Annotated in this window: 19 protein-coding genes and 1 pseudogene; 18 read left to right on the top strand and 2 right to left on the bottom strand. The window is 37.0% G+C overall.

Annotation, left to right across the window (positions count from 1 at the left end):
* The 15 genes and pseudogenes from PLX19_RS15080 to PLX19_RS15010 all read left to right on the top strand — a co-directional run.
* Positions 1–77 (top strand): annotated as a pseudogene (locus PLX19_RS15080) (methylglyoxal synthase); the annotation flags it as partial.
* A 1-nt stretch (position 78) separates the two neighbouring features.
* Entirely contained in the window at positions 79–783 is a 705-nt protein-coding gene (gene bshB1 / locus PLX19_RS15075) for a bacillithiol biosynthesis deacetylase BshB1 (RefSeq protein ID WP_272189496.1), read from the top strand.
* Positions 780–1,925, top strand: a complete 1,146-nt coding sequence (gene bshA / locus PLX19_RS15070; RefSeq protein ID WP_272189495.1) for an N-acetyl-alpha-D-glucosaminyl L-malate synthase BshA — start codon at positions 780–782, stop codon at positions 1,923–1,925. Before bshB1 ends, bshA begins: the two co-directional genes overlap by 4 nt.
* On the top strand, positions 1,912–3,105 hold the full coding sequence (locus tag PLX19_RS15065; RefSeq protein WP_272189494.1) for a CCA tRNA nucleotidyltransferase: 1,194 nt from the start codon (positions 1,912–1,914) through the stop codon (positions 3,103–3,105). Before bshA ends, PLX19_RS15065 begins: the two co-directional genes overlap by 14 nt.
* Positions 3,090–4,070: a biotin--[acetyl-CoA-carboxylase] ligase gene (locus PLX19_RS15060; RefSeq protein ID WP_272189493.1), complete on the top strand. Its 981-nt coding sequence runs from the start codon at positions 3,090–3,092 to the stop codon at positions 4,068–4,070. Before PLX19_RS15065 ends, PLX19_RS15060 begins: the two co-directional genes overlap by 16 nt.
* A gap of 331 nt (positions 4,071–4,401) precedes the next feature.
* Positions 4,402–5,238 (top strand): 3-methyl-2-oxobutanoate hydroxymethyltransferase, encoded by an 837-nt coding sequence (panB, locus tag PLX19_RS15055; RefSeq protein ID WP_272189492.1) that lies wholly within the window; start codon positions 4,402–4,404, stop codon positions 5,236–5,238.
* The gene (panC, locus tag PLX19_RS15050; protein ID WP_272189490.1) at positions 5,238–6,083 is read left to right on the top strand and encodes a pantoate--beta-alanine ligase; all 846 of its coding nucleotides are present in this window, start codon (positions 5,238–5,240) and stop codon (positions 6,081–6,083) included. The genes panB and panC overlap by 1 nt, the downstream gene beginning before the upstream one ends.
* Before the next feature lie 15 nt (positions 6,084–6,098).
* Complete coding sequence (gene panD / locus PLX19_RS15045; RefSeq protein ID WP_020059575.1) at positions 6,099–6,482, top strand: aspartate 1-decarboxylase; 384 nt, start codon at positions 6,099–6,101, stop codon at positions 6,480–6,482.
* 159 nt (positions 6,483–6,641) lie between these two features.
* Positions 6,642–9,431, top strand: a complete 2,790-nt coding sequence (gene dinG / locus PLX19_RS15040) for an ATP-dependent DNA helicase DinG (RefSeq protein ID WP_272189488.1) — start codon at positions 6,642–6,644, stop codon at positions 9,429–9,431.
* Positions 9,432–9,666: 235 nt separating this feature from the next.
* Complete coding sequence (locus PLX19_RS15035) at positions 9,667–9,837, top strand: YpmA family protein (protein ID WP_081904925.1); 171 nt, start codon at positions 9,667–9,669, stop codon at positions 9,835–9,837.
* Positions 9,838–9,844: 7 nt separating this feature from the next.
* Positions 9,845–10,321 carry a cell wall elongation regulator TseB-like domain-containing protein gene (locus tag PLX19_RS15030; RefSeq protein WP_272189727.1) on the top strand — a complete coding sequence of 159 codons (477 nt, stop codon included), beginning with the start codon at positions 9,845–9,847 and terminating at the stop codon, positions 10,319–10,321.
* A gap of 18 nt (positions 10,322–10,339) precedes the next feature.
* The gene (locus PLX19_RS15025) at positions 10,340–11,527 is read left to right on the top strand and encodes a pyridoxal phosphate-dependent aminotransferase (protein WP_272189487.1); all 1,188 of its coding nucleotides are present in this window, start codon (positions 10,340–10,342) and stop codon (positions 11,525–11,527) included.
* Between the two features lie 151 nt (positions 11,528–11,678).
* Complete coding sequence (gene dnaD, locus PLX19_RS15020) at positions 11,679–12,386, top strand: DNA replication protein DnaD (protein WP_272189485.1); 708 nt, start codon at positions 11,679–11,681, stop codon at positions 12,384–12,386.
* A 15-nt stretch (positions 12,387–12,401) separates the two neighbouring features.
* Positions 12,402–13,058 carry an endonuclease III gene (gene nth / locus PLX19_RS15015; protein ID WP_272189484.1) on the top strand — a complete coding sequence of 219 codons (657 nt, stop codon included), beginning with the start codon at positions 12,402–12,404 and terminating at the stop codon, positions 13,056–13,058.
* On the top strand, positions 13,055–13,570 hold the full coding sequence (locus tag PLX19_RS15010; protein WP_272189482.1) for a YpoC family protein: 516 nt from the start codon (positions 13,055–13,057) through the stop codon (positions 13,568–13,570). The genes nth and PLX19_RS15010 overlap by 4 nt, the downstream gene beginning before the upstream one ends.
* 20 nt (positions 13,571–13,590) lie before the next feature.
* On the opposite strand, the gene PLX19_RS15005 is transcribed toward PLX19_RS15010, so the two are convergent.
* Both PLX19_RS15005 and recU read right to left on the bottom strand, forming a co-directional pair.
* On the bottom strand, positions 13,591–16,158 hold the full coding sequence (locus tag PLX19_RS15005; RefSeq protein ID WP_272189481.1) for a penicillin-binding protein 1A: 2,568 nt from the start codon (positions 16,156–16,158) through the stop codon (positions 13,591–13,593).
* 66 nt (positions 16,159–16,224) lie between these two features.
* Positions 16,225–16,830, bottom strand: coding sequence for a Holliday junction resolvase RecU (recU, locus tag PLX19_RS15000; RefSeq protein ID WP_272189480.1), 606 nt, complete (start codon positions 16,828–16,830; stop codon positions 16,225–16,227).
* A gap of 103 nt (positions 16,831–16,933) precedes the next feature.
* On the opposite strand from recU, the gene PLX19_RS14995 reads away from it, so the two are divergent.
* The 3 genes from PLX19_RS14995 to PLX19_RS14985 all read left to right on the top strand — a co-directional run bounded on the left by PLX19_RS14995 (position 16,934) and on the right by PLX19_RS14985 (position 18,970).
* A complete protein-coding gene (locus tag PLX19_RS14995) occupies positions 16,934–17,935 on the top strand; it encodes a DUF2515 domain-containing protein (protein ID WP_272189479.1) in 1,002 nt (333 codons plus the stop codon).
* A 428-nt stretch (positions 17,936–18,363) separates the two neighbouring features.
* Positions 18,364–18,606: a hypothetical protein gene (locus PLX19_RS14990; RefSeq protein ID WP_272189478.1), complete on the top strand. Its 243-nt coding sequence runs from the start codon at positions 18,364–18,366 to the stop codon at positions 18,604–18,606.
* A gap of 13 nt (positions 18,607–18,619) precedes the next feature.
* On the top strand, positions 18,620–18,970 hold the full coding sequence (locus tag PLX19_RS14985) for a YppE family protein (protein WP_272189477.1): 351 nt from the start codon (positions 18,620–18,622) through the stop codon (positions 18,968–18,970).
* The last annotated feature ends 96 nt before the right edge of the window (positions 18,971–19,066 follow it).

Below are 19,066 nucleotides of genomic sequence, written 5' to 3'. Positions count from 1 at the left end.
CAAGTGCGGAGCTTTTAATGCATGCATTAGAGCGTGGTGATTTAGATTATCGAAAGCTACGAAAACGAGGGGAATAACATGAACGGATTACATATATTAGCTTTTGGTGCCCATGCCGATGACGTTGAAATCGGCATGGCAGGCACGATTTCAAAATATACAAAACAAGGATATGAAGTAGGGATTTGTGATTTAACAGAGGCGAATCTTTCTTCTAATGGAACAGTAGAGCTGCGAAAACAGGAAGCAATGAAAGCAGCTGATATACTTGGTGTCCAAAAGCGTATGAACCTAGCGATGCCAGACCGAGGCCTCTATATGAAGGAAGAGTATATTCAAGAGATCGTGAAAATCATCCGTACATATAAACCGCAACTTGTATTCGTGCCATTTTATGAGGATCGTCATCCGGATCATGCGAATTGCGCTAAACTTGTAGAAGAAGCCATTTTCTCAGCGGGGATTCGTAAATATATGCCGGAATTTCCACCGCATCGTGTACAATCACTCTATTTCTACATGATTAATGGTTTTCATAAACCAGATTTTTGTATTGATATTAGTTCTTCTATTTCTGATAAGGTTGCTGCGTTAGAGGCGTATGAAAGTCAATTTACTAAAGGACCAAGCGGTGTTATGACTCCATTGACAGAAGGATATGTAGAGACAGTTGTAGCGCGGGAAAAAATGTTTGGAAAAGAAGTTGGCGTGATGTATGCAGAAGGGTTTATGAGCAATAGGCCAATTCTATTAAATCAAGATTTAATAGGGGGAGTAAAATGAAATTAAAAATAGGGATTACATGTTATCCTTCTGTTGGCGGTTCTGGAGTGGTTGGAACGGAATTAGGGAAGTTGTTGGCAGAGCGTGGACATGAAATCCACTTTATTACATCAGGATTGCCATTTCGTTTAAATAAAGTATATCCGAATATTTATTTTCATGAAGTAACAGTGAATCAATATTCTGTTTTCCAATACCCTCCGTATGACTTGGCGTTAGCAAGTAAAATGGCAGAAGTAGCGCAGAGAGAAAAGTTAGATATATTGCATGTACATTATGCAATTCCACATGCGGTTTGTGCATATTTGGCAAAGCAAATGATTGGAGAGAATATTAAAATTGTCACGACATTGCACGGAACAGATATCACAGTACTCGGGTCCGATCCTTCTTTAAATAATTTAATTCGTTTTGGAATTGAGCAATCGGATGTTGTGACGGCTGTATCACATTCACTTATTGAAGAAACGTACGAATTAATAAAAACAAAAAAAGAAATTCAAACAGTTTATAATTTTATTGATGAGCGTGTGTATTTTCAGCGCGATATGTCACAGTTAAGAAAAGAATATGGTATACAAGAAGACGAAAAAGTATTAATTCATATTTCGAACTTTCGTAAAGTAAAACGTGTTCAGGATATCGTGAAATCATTTGCCCTTATTGTAAAACAAGTAAAAGCAAAACTATTACTCGTTGGTGATGGTCCTGAGTTTTGTACGATTGTACAGCTTGTAAAGCATTTAGATATTGAGAATCAGGTCTTATTTTTAGGAAAACAAGATAATGTAGCAGAGCTTTTGACGATGAGTGATCTCATGCTTCTATTGTCTGAAAAAGAAAGCTTTGGACTCGTATTACTTGAGGCAATGGCGTGTGGTGTCCCTTGTATTGGTACACGTACTGGCGGGATTCCCGAAGTCATTCAACATGGAGAAACGGGATACATATGTGAAGTAGGAGATATAGAATGCGTCTCGCAGCAAGCAGTGCAGCTTCTTCAAGATGATACATTACATGCTAAAATGGCCGAGCGTTCTATCCAAGTGGCGTATGAACAATTTGGCTCAGAAATGATTGTTTCACAATATGAAGCAATTTATTATGACATACTAAGGGATGACAAACATGCAACGATTTAAACGAGCAGCTTCAATTATTAAGACGTTAACAGAGAACGGCTTTAAAGCTTATTTTGTAGGTGGGAGCGTGCGCGATTATATTATTGGTAGACCAATTGGTGATATCGATATTGCAACATCGGCCCTGCCGGAAGAGGTAATGCGTCTATTTCCGCGTCACGTTCCTGTTGGAATTGAACACGGGACGGTTATTGTTTTACAAGAAGATATTCCATATGAAGTAACGACATTTCGAACAGAAGGCGATTATGAAGATTTCAGGCGTCCTAGCAGCGTACAATTTGTTCGTTCATTAGATGAAGATTTACAGCGCCGTGATTTTACAATGAATTCAATTGCGATGAAAGAAACGGGAGAAATAGTTGATTTATTTGGTGGTCAAGAAGCGATTGTGAAGAAGGAAATTGCAACTGTTGGAAATCCAGCCGACCGCTTTCAAGAAGATGCCCTTCGAATGATGCGTGGTATTCGTTTTGTTAGTACACTAGGTTTTACCGTAGAAGAGGGAACGAAACAAGCTATTATAGAATATGGACATTTACTAGAACATATCGCAATTGAAAGAATTGCAGTTGAGTTTGAAAAGTTACTTGTTGGTACACATTGTGCAAAAGCACTTCAGTTATTGGAAGAAACCAAATTATATGAGTATTTACCTTATTTACAAATGTGCGGGGAGTATATTTCAAAAGCAGCAAATTATGATTGGACCTTTTTCAAAAGCGATACGGAGTCGTGGGCGTTCTTTTTATATTGCATGAGAGAGGAACATCCATCTGTTTTTTTACGACAATGGAAATTCTCGAATAAAAAAATTAAAGAGATTGTATCCGTAATATTATATGTAAAAGCACGAGAAAAACAAGAGTGGGATGCGTTTTTATTATATAAAGCTGGGAAAGATGTTGCCGTTATGGCAGAGCGTGTATACGAAGGAATCATGAATACATATTTACATTCGAATGTTAGGCATGTAGAGAAGCTATATGATGATTTACCAATTTGTAATCGTCAAGAGTTGCAAATCAGTGGCAGCGATTTATTATCGTGGTCAAAGGAAGAAGCAGGACCGTGGGTTGCTAATGCACTGCAGAACATTGAAGAAGAAGTTGTATACGGACGACTAAAAAATGAGAAAGAGTGTATAAAGGAGTGGCTGCTTAGATGCAATCTGCTATAAGAAAACAGTTATTGCAAATCTTTTCTGAAGCTAATGGCGAATTTTTATCGGGTCAAACGATTAGTGAAAAGCTTGGATGCTCAAGAACAGCTGTGTGGAAGCATATGGAGGTCCTTAGAGAAGAAGGATATGAGCTAGAAGCTGTACGACGCCTAGGTTATCGTATTGCCAGTAAACCAGACAAAGTAACGGCAAATGAAATTCAACTTGGTTTACAAACAGAGTTTTTAGGCCGAACGGTATACTTTGAAGAATCGGTAACATCTACACAGCAGATCGCAGCTCGGCTTGCTTATGAAGAAGCAGCTGAGGGAACTGTTATTGTTGCAGAGGAGCAAACAGCAGGACGTGGCCGATTGAGTAGAAAGTGGTACTCACCAAAAGGGACAGGAATTTGGATGAGCATTATTTTGCGCCCAACAGTTCCGATTCATCAAGCACCGCAATTAACATTATTAGCCGCTGTTAGCGTAGCACAGGCCATTGAAAAATGCACAAATCTTTCCGTTGGCATTAAATGGCCGAATGATATTTTAATTAATGGGAAGAAAGTAGTTGGCATTTTAACAGAAATGCAAGCAGATCCTGATAAAATTAATGCTGTTATTATTGGAATTGGTATTAATGTGAATCAAAAGCAAGAGCATTTTGCTGAAGATATCCAGCACATAGCTACTTCTTTAGCAATTGAATCTGGAAAAACGATCGTACGGGCTGAACTGATGCAGCAAATCTTTTTGCAGATGGAAAAGCTATATAAAGAGTATTTAGAACGAGGTTTTTCAGTGATTAAGCTTCTTTGGGAAAGCTACGCTGTGAGTATTGGAAAAGAAATTACAGCGCGTATGATGACAAATACAATTACGGGAATTGCAAAGGGAATTACGGCTGATGGTGTTCTTATACTTGAAGATCATGATGGGGTTGTACATCATATTCATTCCGCTGATATTGAAGTAAAGTGAAACGTTTAGCAGTTATTTTTCACTTCTTTGTTTAAAAAAGTGAAGGGCTATTGTATATGGAAAATGATTTTCTTTTTTAGAAAAGTATAGCAATTATGTTTTGCTATTTGTTATAATAAGGGCGAATATGGGCAGTATCAATTGGAACTGCACCGCTATGTGAGAAAATCAAAATAAACATGTGGTTCTGCCTTGATCCAAAATAGGACTGGGACAGAGGGATGAATATTGCCGAATGATACTACCCTTCTGCCTTTTTACGGTCAGAAGGGTTTTTTATATGTTTTTTCATCCGGCCATCTCCTCTCTCCAGATAAAGGAGGAGAAATTCGTGAAAACTGTGACGGATTTTTTGAAAATGAAAGAACAAAATGAGCCGATTGCGATGGTAACTGCGTATGATTATCCATCCGCAAAGTTTGCTGAAGAAGCAGAAGTTGATATGATTTTAGTTGGAGACTCGCTTGGAATGGTTGTCCTCGGCTATGATTCAACAATTCCTGTAACTGTCGATGATATGATTCATCATACAAAAGCAGTGCGCCGCGGTGCGAAAAATACATTCGTTGTAACGGATATGCCATTTATGTCTTATCACGTTTCACTACAAGAAACGATGCATAATGCACGCCGCATTATTCAAGAAAGCGGTGCGCATGCTGTAAAAGTTGAAGGAGCAGATGAAGTTGTATCAATCATTCGTTTCCTTACGAATGCAGGTATTCCAGTTGTAGCTCATCTTGGATTAACTCCGCAATCTGTCGGTGTGCTAGGTGGCTACAAAGTGCAAGGGAAAGATGCAGAAAGTGCAAAACAATTGCTTGAAGATGCGAAAAAGTGTGAAGAGGCGGGAGCAATTGCACTTGTATTAGAGTGTGTACCGATGCAATTAGCGGAACTTGTAACAAAGCAATTGTTGATTCCGACTATCGGTATTGGCGCTGGGAATCAAACAGATGGTCAAGTTCTTGTTTATCACGATCTGATTACGTATGGCGTTAATCGTGTTCCAAAATTTGTGAAGCAATATACGTCTGTGCAAGAAGAAATCGTAAGAGGGATTGGACAATATGTTCATGAAGTGAAGCAGAAACAATTTCCAGAGAAAGCACATTCGTTTACGATGAAAGAAGAAGAATGCTTAGCGTTATACGGAGGAAAACAGTAATGAATATTATTACAACCGTGCAAGAGATGCAACAAATCGCAAGTGAGCTTCGTGCAAGTGGAAAAAAGGTTGGATTCGTTCCAACGATGGGGTATTTGCATGAAGGGCATTTGACGTTACTGAGACAAGCGAAAAAAGAAAATGATATTGTCATGTTAAGTATATTTGTAAATCCGTTGCAATTTGGGCCGAATGAAGATTTAGAGCGTTATCCGCGCGATATTGAGCGTGATGAGCGCTTAGCACGTGAAGTGGAAGTAGATTATTTATTTTACCCAAGTGTCGAAGAAATGTATCCAGCGGAGCGAACAACGAATATTGAAGTGATAAAGCGCACGAATGTTTTATGTGGAAAGCAGCGCCCTGGTCATTTTGAAGGTGTTGTAACGGTACTCATGAAACTTTTCAATATTACAATGCCAAATCGTGCGTATTTTGGGATGAAAGATGCACAACAAGTAGCAGTTATAGATGGGTTTGTTAGTGATTATAATTTTCCTGTTACAATTGTACCAGTTGACATTGTAAGGGAAGAAGACGGATTGGCACGTAGTTCTCGTAACGTTTATTTATCTGAACGAGAACGTCAAGAAGCACCGCATTTATATAAAAGTTTATGTATGGCAAAAGAGCAAATTATTAAAGGAGAACGTAGTCCAGAAAAGATTACGAACTATATTACAGAATATATTGAAACGAACACAAATGGTCTTGTTGACTATGCCGATCTATATGCTTATCCAAACTTAACACAGGTTGAGCAAATAAGCGGGCAAATCATTATTGCAATTGCTGTAAAGTTTGAAAATGCACGACTAATAGATAATATTACATTTACGGTTTAATAAGGGGGAGCAACTATGTTTCGCACAATGATGAGAGCGAAGTTACATCGCGGTACAGTAACAGAAGCAAACTTAAATTATGTAGGAAGCATTACAATTGATGAAGATTTAATGGATGCAGTAGGGATTGTCGAAAATGAGAAAGTACAAATTGTGAACAATAATAATGGTGCACGTTTAGAAACATATGTTATAAAAGGAGAACGCGGTACCGGAGTCATTTGTTTAAATGGAGCAGCTGCTCGTCTTGTTCAACCAGGGGATAAAGTGATTATTATTTGTTACGGACTTGTTTCAGAAGAAAAGGTACTAACACACATCCCGAAAATTGCTGTTTTAGATGATAATAATCAAATTGTGGAAATGCTTGGAGCGGAAAAAGCAGGCACGATTTTATAATGGATAAGAAAAGCTATCTCTGAAAAAAGAGATAGCTTTTCTTATAGGAAAGGAAAATCATTTCATTTTTCGTATCTTTCCATTAAGATGAGGGAAAACGTGGTATAGTAACACTATAGAAATTTTGTTGCGCAAAGGTAAGAAATTGAGGTGTCATACATGAGTAAGCGTTATGTCGTAGTCGATTTAGAAACGACAGGGAATGCCTGGAAAGATGGGAAAGATAAAATCACTCAAATTGCAGCAGTTGTTGTAGAGGATGGGGAAATTCTTGAGATTTTCTCTTCTTTTGTAAACCCTGAACGGGACATTCCACCATTTATTACAGAATTGACGGGGATTGATGAAACACTTGTGAAACAAGCTCCGTTATTCCGAGATGTGGCGCCGATGATTATTGAACTATTACAAGGTGCGTACTTCGTTGCGCATAACGTTCATTTCGATTGGAATTTTTTGAAAGAAGAATTACGGCAAGCTGGATTCTCAGAAGTAACATGTTCGAAAATTGATACAGTTGAACTGGCGCATATTTTATTGCCAACAGCTGATAGTTATAAATTACGTGATTTAGCTAAAAGATATGGCTTTGACCATGATCAGCCTCATCGTGCTGACAGTGATGCAATGGTAACAGCAGAGATATTTTTGCAATTACTTTCTAAAATGGAAAGATTGCCACTCGTTACGTTGCAAGCGTTATATGAGCTAAGTGATATGTTTCAAAGTAACATTGGAGATGTTATGTCTGCATGTATTTTAAATAAAATGATGCATGGAACAGATGATGAGAAGCAATATGATATATACCGAAATATTGCCTTAAGTAAACGCAATTATACATTACAAATTGGAGAGGATTCTCCTACTGATTTTTCTTCTTTTTTAACGGAAACGATGCAGTCTTTAGGGGAAATAATGCCTTCTTTTGAAAATAGAGAAGGACAGAAAATTATGATAAACGAGGTTTACGAAGCGCTTCGAGATTCCCGTTTTTCGTTAATTGAAGCGGGAACAGGTACGGGGAAAACATTAGCATATTTACTCCCTAGTATTTTTTATGCGAAAGAAAAAGAACAGCCGGTCGTTATAAGTACACAAACTGTGCAGCTGCAGCAACAAATTTTAGCAAAAGAAATCCCACTACTGAAAACAATACTTCCGTTTCCATTTGAAGTAGCAATGTTAAAAGGAAGAAAGCATTATTTGTGTTTACATAAATTTGAGCATGCATTGGGAGAAATTGAAAACAATTATGATAATGCATTGACGAAAGCGAAAATTTTAGTCTGGCTCCTTGATACAGAATCAGGGGATCGAGATGAGTTGAACATTCCTGCTGGCGGGAAGCTATTGTGGGAACGAATTTGCAGTGATGCACAGAGTCCGAGTCGGATGCAGAGCGCCTGGTTTAGCCGCTGCTTTTATCAACGTGCCAAAAACAAAGCATTATTTGCAGATGTTGTAGTCACAAATCATACTTTGTTATTTCAGGATTTTGTAAGTGAAGAACCATTGCTTGCTTCATGTGAACATATTATCTTTGATGAAGCTCACCATCTTGAAGAAACGGCAAGTAGAGCGCTAGGAGAGCAGTTTTCTTGTATGTATTTTCAACTCGTATTATCACGATTTGGTACGCTTGAAACATCTAATGTATTAGCTAAAGTGTATGATATGATGAAGCAATCACAAATTGCTGTACGTTCTACGTTTCAAACAATTAGCTATATGTTGAAAGAAATAAAATTTGATGCAGATGAATTATTTCAAATGCTGCGTACTTTTATATTTCAAAAAACAAAGCAGGAACACGTGCTTGGAAATATACCGCTTATTTATCGTTATGATGTAAATAAAGAAAGAGGCAAGCTTTGGCGTAGTATTGTGGAATTAACGGATCGTTTTGTCCACCAGTTAGGACGGGTGCTTACATTATTAGAAAAACAATGTGAAATGTTGCAAAAACAAGGTGAATGGGAACGGCATATGGTTACGGGAGAATTTGTGCATCTTACTGAATTTCTTTCTAAAATGATCCAATCGTTACGGATGCTTATTTTAGAAGAAACGAGTCATGTGACATGGATGGAAGCTGAAACGAAAGGAACAATTCATTCAACTATTTTATACGCACAGCCGGTTAATATCAGTGACCTATTTGCTGATCAATTTTTGGCACGTAAACGAAGTGTTATTTTTACTTCAGCGACTTTAACGGTAAATGATACGTTTGATTATATAGAAGCGGAGCTTGGTTTAGAAGATTTTACACCAAATACAGTAACCATCCCATCACCATTTCATTATGAAGAGAAAGTAAAGTTAATGGTTTCAACAGATGTTCCGCATATTAAACATGTAAGTGAAGAAGAGTATATCAGAGCGGTTTCGAAGCATATTATAAAAATTGCGAAAGCTACAAATGGTCGAATGCTTGTTTTATTTACATCATATGAAATGTTAAAAGAAGTATATGAGGTATTAAAGAAGAACGATGAGTTAGAAGAATTCCTTTTATTAACACAAAGTGTTCATAATCGTAGTCGGAGCCGAATGATTCGAAAGTTTCAAGAGTTTGAAAAGGCGATTCTATTAGGGACGAGCAGTTTTTGGGAAGGGATTGACATACCAGGAGAAGCATTAAGTTGTCTTGTTATCGTGCGTCTTCCATTCACATCACCGCATCAGCCGATGATGCAAGCGAAAGGTGAACGATTAAAAGAAAAGGGAGAAGATCCATTTACACAGCTTGCTCTGCCGCAAGCCATTCTTCGCTTTAAACAAGGGTTCGGACGCCTTATTCGTACAACGGCGGATACAGGTACAGTGTTTGTGCTAGATCGTCGTCTTACTGCATCTTTTTATGGAAAACGATTTCTCCAATCGATTCCAACCGTCCCATTATATGAAGGACCATTAGATGATTTAATAAAAAAAATGAAATAATAGTTTACGCCTGAAGCAAACTTGCTTCAGGCGTAACATGTGGGTAGGAGGAATTTTTATTTTTTCTTACATTAAAGATAGAAATACATCGGTTTTCGACTTCAAACCTTTTTTTGGAGAACATGTCCTGCTATAATAGATGGGTGATGAAGCAGGGGTTGGAAAGAATGTACCCTTATTGTAACCGCAATGCGTTCTTTTATAATTAGAAATTTTGTGTAACGGAGGAGTTTTCATGGAGAAGAAAATTGAAGTATTATCAACGACGCGTCTGACGTACTCGTCTGATTTATATAAGGTTGTTGATAGTTTAAATCGAACATTAAAAGAGAAAGATCTGATGTTCGGATTAGCATTAGACGAAAATGAAAAAGAGACAGCAATTTTTACGATTTACAGAACGTAGTGATACAATGAAAAAGTGGATCTTAACAATTTTTATTGTAATCGTTGCAGTTGTTTTATACGGGGGCCACATTTATAATACGACTATGGAGAAAAAAGTCCCGAAAGAATCGAAAACAGTTGAGATTGCAAAGGAAAAAGCAAAGCTCACAAACGTAACAAAAGTCGATTATTATAATGGACAAACTCCATATGAAGTTGTACAAGGTGTGAATGAAAAAGGAGAACAATATATCGTTTGGGTGCCTGAGAAAAAAGGAGATATTCTAGTGCAAAAGGCGAGCGAAGGTATCTCTGAAAAAGAAGCATTGCAAATTGTTGCGAAAGAACGAAAGCCAAAACAATTGGTGAAAGCAAAATTAGGCGCTGAAAACAATGTTCCATTATGGGAAGTTACATATATTGATGATGAAAATCGTTATACTTACTATTATCTTGCCTTTCAAGATGGTAAGTTTTTGAAACGATATAGTATTGAAAAATAAGTGCAGGGGGAACTCAGGATGAAATTAGCAAAGCGAGTAGCTGCTCTAACACCATCTACAACGTTAGAAATTACAGCAAAGGCACAAGCGTTAAAAGCAGAAGGATATGATGTGATTGGCTTAGGAGCAGGAGAGCCTGACTTTAATACGCCAGATCATATTATAGAGGCTGCTTATAAAGCAATGTTAGAAGGTTATACGAAATATACACCAACTGGTGGATTAGCTGCGCTAAAACAAGAAATTATCAAAAAATTCGAGCGTGACCAAGGCATATCTTATGAACCATCTCAAATTATTGTTTGTAACGGTGCAAAACACGCTTTATATACGTTATTTCAAGTGTTACTTGATGAAGGTGATGAAGTTATTATTCCAACGCCGTATTGGGTAAGCTATCCAGAACAAGTGAAGCTTGCAGGCGGAGAGCCAGTATATGTAGATGGTTTGGAAGAAAATCATTACAAAATTACATCAGAGCAATTACGTCAAGTCATTACAGAGAAAACGAAAGCTGTCATTATTAATTCACCTAGCAACCCAACAGGGATGATTTATAGTAAAGAAGAGCTTGATCAGCTTGGACAAGTATGTTTAGAGCATGACATTTTAATCGTTTCTGATGAAATTTATGAGAAATTAATTTATGGCGATGCAGAGTATACATCAATTGCTGAGCTTTCTCACGAATTACAAGAACAGACGCTTATTATTAACGGTGTATCAAAATCGCATTCGATGACAGGATGGCGTATTGGCTATGCAGCAGGCAATAAAGAGCTCATTAAAGCGATGACAAACTTAGCGAGTCACAGTACGTCAAACCCTACTTCAATTGCACAATACGGAACGATTGCTGCTTATGCTGGAGATCAACAGCCTGTAGAAATCATGCGCAGAGCATTTGAAGAGCGATTAAATATCGTATATGATAAGTTAATTCAAATTCCTGGGTTCTCTTGTATTAAACCGCAAGGAGCGTTCTATTTGTTCCCAAATGTAAAAGAAGCAGTCGCATTAGCTGGTTATGAAACGGTTGATGAATGGGCAAAAGCATTGTTAGAAGAAGAAAAAGTTGCCCTTGTTCCAGGAACGGGATTTGGAGCGCCAAACAACGTTCGTTTATCGTATGCGACTTCACTTGAGCAGTTAGAGAAAGCGTTAGAACGTATTCATAGATTTATGAAGAATAAAATGAAAGGCTAAGCACAGTTCTTTCATCCTTACTTCTACAAACTGTTTTTAATTAGACGGTTCAAATGATACCTCCCTATATGAAAGGGAGGTTTTTTTTGACGAATTGTGCCAAAAAGAAATGTGAAAAGGTGTGTTATACTAGAAAGCGAGGTGTTTGAGTATGAAGAAGAAAATCATGTTAGAGTGGTTTGAACAAGGTAGTATTGCGATTCCAAAATTATTAATGATGCATTACAAAAAACTCGGTTTAAATGAAATTGAGTTTATGGTACTGCTGCATGTGCACACATTTTTAGAATCAGGAAACTCTTTCCCGACTCCAGGAGAAATTGCAGAGCGGATGACGATTACACAAACAAAGTGTATGGAGATTATTCAGAAGTTAATTCAAAAAGGGTTTTTAGCGTTAGAGGGAGGCCGGAAACCTGCGGCAATGATTTGTGAAAGTTACTCACTACAGCCTCTTTGGGAAAAAATATTACATTTTTTAATGAGTGAAAACATTGAAGAGGAAGAGCGCGAGCAAAAGCAATTACAAATAAATTTATATACAGTATTTGAACATGAATTTGGTAGACCTTTATCTCCATTTGAGTGTGAGACGTTAGCGATGTGGCAAGATCAAGATCATCACGACCCACTTTTAATTCAAGCTGCTCTTCGTGAAGCCGTTATGAGCGGAAAACTGAACTTCCGTTATATTGATCGTATATTGTTTGAATGGAAGAAAAACGGAATTAAAACGGTCGATCAAGCACAAAATCAAGGCAGGAAATTTAGAGAAAGTCAACAGCGGAATCAGCACGCATCACGCCAAGAAACGAAGTATACTGGAAAAGTGCCATTTTATAATTGGCTAGAGCAGTAATGGTAGGAGGAAATAATGCTAAATAAAACACAAATTAGACATTGTCTTGATGTAATGGGAGAGATGTACCCAGAAGCGCATTGTGAACTGAATCATGACAACGCATTTGAACTTGTTATTGCGGTTGCGCTATCTGCACAGTGCACAGATGTTCTTGTCAATAAAGTAACAAAAGGTTTATTTCAGAAATATAAAAAACCAGAAGATTATTTAAAGGTGTCTTTAGAAGAATTACAGCAAGATATTCGTTCTATTGGTTTGTATAGAAATAAGGCGAAAAATATTCAAAAGTTATGTCGTATGCTTATTGATGAATATGATGGAGAGGTGCCGCAAGATCGAGATGAATTAACGAAGCTACCAGGTGTAGGACGAAAAACAGCAAACGTTGTTGTTTCTGTTGCATTTGGCATTCCAGCTATTGCAGTTGATACGCATGTAGAGCGTGTTAGTAAACGACTTGCCTTTTGTAAATGGAAAGATTCTGTATTAGAAGTAGAAAAGACATTAATGAAGAAAGTACCGATAGAAGAGTGGGGAGTAACACATCACCGCATGATTTTCTTTGGTCGCTATCACTGCAAGGCACAGCGTCCGCAGTGTGAGGAATGCAAGTTATTAGAGTTATGCCGTGAAGGTAAGAAACGTATGAAGGGAAAGGAAAAGAAATGAAGCAAGTACTTGAAATACCGAATGACTTTCGCTGCCCCCCTTTCTTTGAAGACAGGGCTGTCATCGAATACAACGCAGAGAAATCATTTGGAGAGCTTTTAGGGGAGATGTACTTTTTCTTTGATATTGAGCAGGGATATAAGCCATGGAATGCGATAGAAGTGAGCATTCCTACTGTATTAGGCTTATGGAAAGAGCAAAAAGAAGAGATTTCTATGTTATTTCGAAATCGAAACAAAAAAGAAGCGAAAGAGCCGATGGTACGATTTGCAGGGCATCTTTTATCTATTTTACACTGGATGAATGGAACACCTGTTACAAATTTACAAAATATGAGTGAACAAATAGACAGACTTGAGAAAAAACCTGTTAACTTTTTAGAACGGTTTTCTTTCATAATGAATAAGCCAAATCATTATCATTCCTTCATTCAGCTTACACAGTTGTATGAAGAAATAGAAAAGTTATATGTAAAAGTACTTATTATGCAAAAGAAGCCATTTTCTCGGTAGAGAAAATGGCTTCTTTTTTATTAATGTGTAGCTGGTGGATTCGGGTTCGGGTTCGGGTTCGGAGGATTTGGAGTGGTTCCTCCGCCCGGTGTGGTATTTCCGTTATTTTGATTTTGATTTTGATTCTGATTCTGTTTATCTTCTTCAGCTTTCTTTTTCGCATCTTCTTCAGCTTTTTTCTTAGCGTCATCTTCAGCTTTCTTAGCGTCATCTTCGGCTTTTTTCCTAGCGTCATCTTCAGCCTTTTTCTTAGCTGTGTCTTCCTCAGCTTTTTTCTTCGAATCATCACCGCCAGGTACTACATACGTTATTGTTGCTGGAGCACTAGTACCACCAGTCTTTTTCGCAACAAGTGAGATAGTATAAGTAGCACCAGGTTTGACACCGCTAATTGTTGCGCTTGTACCGCTTATTTGTGGACTGCCGCTAGATCCGTCACTACCTTTATAGCTTACAGAATAAGATACGTCTGAATCGTCTGAAGCAGACCAGCTTAAAGCAATGGATTGCGATGCAGCATCATAAGATGCATTTAATTTTGGTGCATCTACATTGACTTTTGGAACATCATCTTTTTTCGCACCTTTAACATACAGTTCATCACCGATGCGTTCTACACTACTTGGCATTTCAAAACGAGATGTATCACTTCCAAATTCACTCATCATCGCCTTAAACATGCGCTGTGCGATAGGTGATGTATTTTTGTCAATATAGCCTTCACTTGGTTTGTCATACCCTATCCATACAGCCATCGTATATTGTGGTGTAAAACCTGCAAACCAACAATCAGGACTTGCAGAATCAGGGAAATCGTATTTCCTAAGGTCCTCTGCAGAATAGTTTGTTGTTCCTGTTTTACCAGCAACGTCTAATGAAGGAATATTTGCCGCTTTACCAGTACCAGTACTAGATTTTACAACACTACGCATCATATCAGTAACCATGTATGCTGTATAATCCTTCATCACTCGTTTTCCTTTTGGAGTAAAGTTTACTTCTTTCCCATCTGGATAGACAACTTTTGTGACGAAATGTGGTTTATGATATATACCACCACTTCCGTAAGCTGCATATGCTCCTGCAACTGTGAGTGGAGAAGCTCCATTACTACCAATTGCTGATGATTCTACAGCGCCATCTTTTCCAAATGTAAAACCAAGTCCTTCAGCGAAAGCTTGTGCTTTATCTCGTCCGACTTCATTCGCGATTTTTACAGCTGGAACGTTTCGTGATTGCGCTAATGCTTCACGCATAGACATTGTACCTTTATGACCGTTGTCAAAATTTCTTACTTCTCGTTTTCGGTCTGTTTCATAATAGTATGTTGAGTCATCAACTTGGTGATACGTAGACCATTGTTTGTATTCAACAGCAGGGCCGTAGTCAAAAATCGGCTTCATTGTTGAACCAACTTGGCGCGTTGTCGTATCAACAGCTATATTATGTCCTTTAAATGTTGCTTTATTTTCACCGCGCCCGCTACCGAGTGCACGGACTGCGCCTGTTTCAGTATCCATAAATGTGAATGCACCCTGGAATTTTTCATCAGGATAGTTAATGATCTCTTCAGTATTCAACATTTTATCCGCAAAATCTTGAGCTTTTGTATCTAATGTTAGATAGATATTAAGACCGTCAGAACCAATGTTTACATCTTTATCTGCTGCTTCGATTTCTTTTACAGCAGCATCTAAAAATGCTTGATATGGCATTTGCGTTGCTTCTTGAGATGGTTTAATACCTTCTGTTACTGGAATTTTCTTTGCATCGTCCATCTCTTGCTTTGTAATATAGCCATGTCTGTTCATTAAATATAATACCGTGTCACGTCGTTCTGTTGCAGCTTTCACATTTTGTGGCTTCGTAGGATCATATTTATTAGGACCTTGTGGTAATCCTGCAAGCAATGCTGCTTCGTTTAATTTTAAATCTTTTAAATCTTTTCCGTAATAATTTTGCGCAGCAGTTGCAATTCCGTATGAGCGGTTACCTAAGTTAATTTTGTTTAAGTACATTTCTAGAATTTCATGTTTTGAATATTGCTGCTCTAGTTTGTAAGCTAAATACCATTCTTGTACTTTACGTTTCGTTGTTTTTTGCATCGTCAAGAAATAGTTTTTAATAACCTGTTGTGTAATGGTACTACCACCTTGAGAACCAAAACCGCCTGTTACGTTTTCGAAGATGGCTTTCGTCGTACGCTTAACATCAATCCCATTGTGCTCGTAAAAGCGTGAATCTTCTGTAGCTATGAAGGCATTTTCTACTACTTTTGGAATTTGATCATATGTGACATTCGTTCGCTTCTCAGCGCCGTATTCATATAAGAACTTTCCGTCTTTATCATAAAACTTTGTTGATAATGGATTGACAAGTTTTGCTTTATCTAGTTTTGGAGCATCTTTTACCATAACAAAGAAAGCAGAAACTCCAGCTACTAGTGTCACAATGCCGATTAATAAGCAAGCGATTAGAAATTTACGTAGAAAAGAACTTTTTTTCTTTGGTTTCTCTTTTTTAGGCTGTTCTTGCTTCTGTTTTTGAACTTGTTTTCGTTCTTCACGAGAACGATAATTTTCTGACATTATACTTTCTCCTACCTTTCATTTTCTCCCCAAAAAGTCGAAAAATGAGCCTTATTGTTGACTCTATCACGAAAAATAAAGTGTGTCTAGTGTGCGAATATAATCAATGCGAGGATGATAACCGCATTGTAATAAGTATCCATATTCTTTTATTTCTTCTTTTGTAATGGATTTCCGTCCGCCATCTTCTTGTCGATTCCAAAACGTAATGATATGTTTGGCTTCCAATAAATAAAATTCATCGTAAAGAGTAAATTTAATAATAACGAATGCAATTCCGCTATGAGCTAATACTTCCTTCATATGATTGATTTGATGAAGATGGAAGTTTTGCAAAGGAAAACTCGTTTTATTTCTCGTCTCTTTCGCTTCAAAATCAATGTACATGCCTTTGTATACACCGTTGTAATCAGTTGTAGAAGGTTGTTTAAAGTACGCTTCTTTAATTACGGCAGCGCTTCGTTTTGGATAATCGACCTTTACGATTTGAAGAGGGGTCGGCTTTTTATGCACACAAGCAATATTGTGAGTTAAATAGTATTGATTTGTTTCATTCAGCTCTTCTTCAAGGGACATCCCTCTGTTACTATAAGTATGTTTACTTATAGATGACAGGTTATGAGTTGGCTGAGTCTGAGTATACTTTCTTCCGTTTGGGTAACGAATGGTCATAATTTGTCCACTCCAGATTGCATAGAATTACTTACAAAGGTGATTATATCAAAAAAAATAAAAAATAGGCTATTTTTTTAGATAGATACGAGGTGAGAACATTGTGTTTGCACAAAGTGAATATGAAAAAATAAGAAAAAAAAGGAAAAGTTATTTATATACGAATGAAGAAAAAGAGCTTATAAATTATATTCAGCAACAAACGATTCTTGCGAATGCTGATAACATTTCGCGTACGCATGCTTACAAAGAATATTACGAGCGTAATAAAGAAATTCGTTGGTCATTTTTAGCTAGTATGGTGTCTCGAAATGCAGGTTGGAATATGACAGATTTAGAAGGAAAATATTATCCGAAAGTTTTATCTAAGGAGATGCGGAAACAATTATTTCTTACATATGAACGTGCGAATTGGCTTATTTTTTTAGATGCGTATCCACAGTTACTGTTGTATGAATATAGTAAACGAATGAAAAAGCCATTGTTTCATTTATTACAAATGTTTTCCGTTTCGGTATTCATGGAAGGGGAATGGTCTCGTTTTTGGCAGCAAAAAAAAGAAGAACGACTTATGACAGCTCTTATTATTAATGAACAATGTGTCATTCAAGAACCTGTAATTGAGCATCCTTTTTATCAAAAGCATATTTTTCAAACATTAATGTTCAAATTTCAAGAGTTATTTCATTTTAGTGCAGTAATATTTCCGACAATAACTGGGGAATTATACGGTTTTTCTGTACATCAATTTGAAACGTTAACAAAGAGAATTGAATTAGGAAAACGATTAGCATGGTTGTTATTTCATCCAACTTATAAGGAGTTATTTCATACATTTTCTTCTCAAACAGTTCACACGGGTTCAAGATTTGATTATGAACAATATTTTATTTTATCTAAGGAACAAAATACACCGCAGCTTCGGGAGGTATTTTCTGTTGTTTCCCATCACCGCAAGGTAGAAAATGATTGGTTTCAGACAGGAGTGGATGTAGAAAAGCTGTTTTTATTTGAAGAACCGAAAGAAGAAGTTGAAATGACAGAATGGTTTTTAGAAAAACAGAAGCAATTACATTTCTTTGCCTCATTAAATAGCCTTTTTTAACTGGAGATAGAAGAGCGAGTGTAAAAAGTCTTAATAAAATAAAGAATTTCATATTCGTGATATAATAAAAAAACCCGCTTTGTAGAAAGCGGGAGTTAAACCAACTGTAAGAGCCCGATTAGTTCAACTAGCCTTTCATGGGAAAGGTTAGTTGAACCTTATGTCGCAGGGAAATTTGGACCGTCTAATTTTGGATTCCCTGTTTCTGGTTTGTTTTGCTTGTTTTGAGGTTGTTTTTTCTTGTTTTCATTTTTGTTTTTAGCCAATGTCGACACCTCCCTTTCGTATTGTTGCCACTTTCATAAACTTCATACAAAAAATCACTTTCTTTGCCGAATTACAACTAGTTTTGTCAAGCATGCAGGAGCAAAAATAGAACTGTCGAATTAACATGACAAAGAAAAAGCAAAGAGGGAGGCATGTTAAAGATGAAAATGGTTCAGAAAGAAGATGTAATGAAAAAGATGGATCAGATGTTAAATACTCTTGATTTGCTTGAAATGAACGTGTCGCTTAAGGTTGATCATGCACTTAAGGATAAAAGAGAATATGTCGTTAATAAAGTAGAGGTAATGGAAATGCATATGAAGCATATGGAAACGAAATTATTGAATCATGAAGAGAAAGGTAACTGGGTACAAACGTTTCAGATCGTAGCCGTTAGTATATAAGTAGGTGGAAATAGTGGAATATATAACATTGATTGAATCAACAAAGAAACTAATTGAGTATAACGAGGAAACAATTATAAAAAAAAGAGAAAGTGAAGAATGTGATTTCGACTTTTATCATGATATAAAGCCATTCGTATCTGTAGTGGATCAAAACTTAGAAGAGTGGAAACAACTTGCTTTGGAGTGGTTGCAGCGTACAAAGCCTAAATACATACATGTACAGCAAATTGAACAAGTATGTACAAATTTACAAAATAATTCTTTACAGTGCTTTGCAAGGAAAATGAATGGAAAACGTTTTTTTGAAACGCATCAAGCAATTCATTATACATTACAAAATATTTTAGAACAATGTAAGTAATAAGAGGGGAAATCCCCTCTTCAGGCTGTGGAGAAAGTATTCTCCGCAGCCTGTTTTTGTGTCTGAACCTCTTTTTATCTGTCAACACTGATAAAA

This window comes from Bacillus sp. BP-3 (assembly GCF_028401955.1).
GTDB lineage: Bacteria > Bacillota > Bacilli > Bacillales > Bacillaceae_G > Bacillus_A.
This window is presented reverse-complemented; position numbering and strand designations above follow the sequence as displayed.

Coding starts and splice junctions, on each gene's coding strand:
- bshB1 (WP_272189496.1), top strand. CDS start 79: ATGAACGGATTACATATATTAGCTTTTGGTGCCCATGCCGATGACGTT.
- bshA (WP_272189495.1), top strand. CDS start 780: ATGAAATTAAAAATAGGGATTACATGTTATCCTTCTGTTGGCGGTTCT.
- PLX19_RS15065 (WP_272189494.1), top strand. CDS start 1,912: ATGCAACGATTTAAACGAGCAGCTTCAATTATTAAGACGTTAACAGAG.
- PLX19_RS15060 (WP_272189493.1), top strand. CDS start 3,090: ATGCAATCTGCTATAAGAAAACAGTTATTGCAAATCTTTTCTGAAGCT.
- panC (WP_272189490.1), top strand. CDS start 5,238: ATGAATATTATTACAACCGTGCAAGAGATGCAACAAATCGCAAGTGAG.
- panD (WP_020059575.1), top strand. CDS start 6,099: ATGTTTCGCACAATGATGAGAGCGAAGTTACATCGCGGTACAGTAACA.
- dinG (WP_272189488.1), top strand. CDS start 6,642: ATGAGTAAGCGTTATGTCGTAGTCGATTTAGAAACGACAGGGAATGCC.
- PLX19_RS15035 (WP_081904925.1), top strand. CDS start 9,667: ATGGAGAAGAAAATTGAAGTATTATCAACGACGCGTCTGACGTACTCG.
- PLX19_RS15030 (WP_272189727.1), top strand. CDS start 9,845: ATGAAAAAGTGGATCTTAACAATTTTTATTGTAATCGTTGCAGTTGTT.
- PLX19_RS15025 (WP_272189487.1), top strand. CDS start 10,340: ATGAAATTAGCAAAGCGAGTAGCTGCTCTAACACCATCTACAACGTTA.
- dnaD (WP_272189485.1), top strand. CDS start 11,679: ATGAAGAAGAAAATCATGTTAGAGTGGTTTGAACAAGGTAGTATTGCG.
- nth (WP_272189484.1), top strand. CDS start 12,402: ATGCTAAATAAAACACAAATTAGACATTGTCTTGATGTAATGGGAGAG.
- PLX19_RS15010 (WP_272189482.1), top strand. CDS start 13,055: ATGAAGCAAGTACTTGAAATACCGAATGACTTTCGCTGCCCCCCTTTC.
- PLX19_RS15005 (WP_272189481.1), bottom strand. CDS start 16,158: ATGTCAGAAAATTATCGTTCTCGTGAAGAACGAAAACAAGTTCAAAAA.
- recU (WP_272189480.1), bottom strand. CDS start 16,830: ATGACCATTCGTTACCCAAACGGAAGAAAGTATACTCAGACTCAGCCA.
- PLX19_RS14990 (WP_272189478.1), top strand. CDS start 18,364: ATGAAAATGGTTCAGAAAGAAGATGTAATGAAAAAGATGGATCAGATG.